Source organism: Methylobacterium sp. J-059 (assembly GCF_022829485.1).
Taxonomy (GTDB): Bacteria; Pseudomonadota; Alphaproteobacteria; order Rhizobiales; family Beijerinckiaceae; genus Methylobacterium.
Map to the genome: position 1 here is coordinate 1 of NZ_JAKSYA010000033.1, position 1,922 is coordinate 1,922.

Annotated in this window: 1 protein-coding gene; it reads right to left on the reverse strand. The window is 71.1% G+C overall.

Annotation, left to right across the window (positions count from 1 at the left end; all coding sequences use genetic code 11):
- The coding region (gene dxs, locus MKK55_RS02465; RefSeq protein ID WP_243949252.1) for a 1-deoxy-D-xylulose-5-phosphate synthase at window positions 1–1,910 on the reverse strand (1,910 nt) is incomplete at its 3' end.
- Between the last annotated feature and the right edge of the window lie 12 nt (window positions 1,911–1,922).

Consider the following 1,922-nt stretch of genomic DNA (forward strand, 5'->3'; position numbering starts at 1 on the left):
CGCTCGGGGAGGATGTCCTCGACCTTCCGGACGATGCTGGCGGCGTCGAGGCCGGCCTCGGCGTACATCTTGTCCGGGCTGTCGTGGTCCTGGTAGCTGTCGGGCAGGGTCATCGTGCGCACCCGCAGCCGCATCGCGTCGAGCACGCCGCGCTCGGTCAGCAGGTGCAGCACCTGCGCCCCGAAGCCGCCGCGCGAGCCCTCCTCCAGCGTGATCAGAACCTCGTGGCTCGCCGCCAAGTCCAGGATCAGCGCCTCGTCCAGCGGCTTGGCGAAGCGCGCATCTGCCACCGTCACCGCGATGCCGGCCGCCTCCAGCGTCTCGGCCGCCTTCAGCGCCTCGGACAGACGCGTGCCCAGCGACAGCAGCGCCACCCGCGCGCCCTCGGGCCGCGTCACGATCCGGCCCCGGCCGATCGCCAGCGGAACGCCCACCTCCGGCATCTCGACGCCCACCCCCTCGCCGCGCGGGTAGCGCAGCGCGATCGGGCCGTCGTCGTGCGCGTGGCAGGTCGCCACCATGTGCACCAGCTCGGCCTCGTCGGCCGCCGCCATCACCGTCATGTTCGGCAGGCAGCACAGGTACGCCAGGTCGAACGCCCCCGCATGCGTCGCCCCGTCGGCCCCCACCAGCCCCGCCCGGTCCAGCGCGAAGCGCACCGGCAGGTTCTGCAGCGCCACGTCGTGGATCACCTGGTCGTAGGCCCGCTGCAGGAAGGTCGAGTAGATCGCCACGAACGGCTTGTAGCCCTCCGTCGCCAGGCCGCCGGCGAACGTCACCGCGTGCTGCTCGGCGATCCCGACGTCGAAGGTCCGGTCCGGATGCGCCTTGCCGAACAGGTCGATCCCGGTGCCGCCCGGCATCGCCGCGGTGATCGCCACCACCTTGTCGTCGGCATCCGCCGCCTTGATCAGGCTCTCGCCGAACACCCGCGTGTAGGCCGGGGCGTTGGCCTTGGCCTTGGTCTGCACGCCCGACAGCACGTCGAACTTCACCACGCCGTGGTAGCGGTCGGCCGACGCCTCCGCCGGCGCGTAGCCCTTGCCCTTCTGCGTCACCACGTGCAGCAGGATCGGGCCCTGCTCCGAGTCGCGCACGTTCTTCAGCACCGGCAGCAGGTGGTCGAGGTTGTGCCCGTCCACCGGCCCGACGTAGTGGAAGCCCATCTCCTCGAACATCGTGCCCGAGCCGACGATCAGCCCGCGGGCGAACTCCTCGGCCTGCGCCGCCCGCTGGTAGATCGCCTTCGGCAGCAGCTTGCCGAGCTGCTTGGCGGTCTCGCGCAGGCCCCGGTACGCCCCGCCCGACGCCAGCCGCGCCAGGTAGGCCGACATCGCGCCCACGGGCGGCGCGATCGACATGTCGTTGTCGTTCAGGATCACGATCAGCCGCGAATGCAGCGCGCCGGCGTTGTTCATCGCCTCGTAGGCCATGCCCGCCGACATCGAGCCGTCCCCGATCACCGCGATCATGTTGCGGCGCTTGGGCTCGGCGTGCCCCTTGGCCTTCTCCGAGGCCGCGTGCAGGTCCCGCGCCACCGCCATGCCCAAAGCGGCCGAGATCGAGGTCGAGGAATGCGCCGCCCCGAACGGGTCGTATTCGCTCTCCGAGCGCTTGGTGAAGCCCGACAACCCGCCGCCCTGGCGCAGCGTCCGCATCCGCTCGCGCCGCCCGGTCAGGATCTTGTGCGGATACGCCTGGTGCCCGACGTCCCACACGATCCGGTCGTCGGGCGTGTCGAACACGTGGTGCAGCGCTACCGTCAGCTCGACCACCCCGAGCCCCGACCCGAGATGACCGCCCGTCACCGACACGGCCTCGATCATCTCCGAGCGAACCGCGTCCGCCACCGCCCGGAGATCGCTCTCCGGAAGCAACCGCAACGCGGACGTCTCGGACAAACCGTCCAAAATCGAGGGGGC